This is a genomic window from Pseudoalteromonas sp. SR44-8 (assembly GCF_014163635.1).
Taxonomy (GTDB): domain Bacteria; phylum Pseudomonadota; class Gammaproteobacteria; order Enterobacterales; family Alteromonadaceae; genus Pseudoalteromonas; species Pseudoalteromonas rhizosphaerae.
The window spans coordinates 1-437 of record NZ_JACJDS010000100.1 but is presented as its reverse complement, the minus strand read 5'-3'; the positions used below and the strand labels follow the sequence as shown (position 1 = coordinate 437).

At 51.7% G+C, this 437-nt stretch carries 1 protein-coding gene; it reads left to right on the top strand.

Annotated elements, in window-relative coordinates; translation table 11 throughout:
* Nucleotides 1-437 (top strand): Ig-like domain-containing protein (locus H5183_RS21495; protein WP_182732691.1); only part of this gene is annotated, 437 nt, incomplete at both ends.

The following is a 437-nucleotide window of genomic DNA, read 5'->3' as shown; positions in this document are numbered from 1 at the left end:
GAAGCCAATGCCAGTGTCAGTGTGACTATCAGCGATGGTTCGAATAACCAATCGCGTACTGTGACGGCTGATGGCTCTGGGGCATGGACTATCAGTGGTAGTGAGTTTGATGTCAGCAGCTTTAACGATGGCACGCTCACCGTCAGCGCCACACAATCGGATACAGCGGGCAATACTTCAAGTGCAGCCAGCACCTCAGTGATTTTAGATAACGCAGCACCGAATGCCTTGACCATAACGACCCCGATTGAGGTTGATGGCCGGATCAATGCCGTAGAAGATGACAGTGTATTGATCACCGGCTCTGGGGCGGAAGCCAATGCCAGTGTCAGTGTGACTATCAGCGATGGTTCGAATAACCAATCGCGTACTGTGACGGCTGATGGCTCTGGGGCATGGACTATCAGTGGTAGTGAGTTTGATGTCAGCAGCTTTAA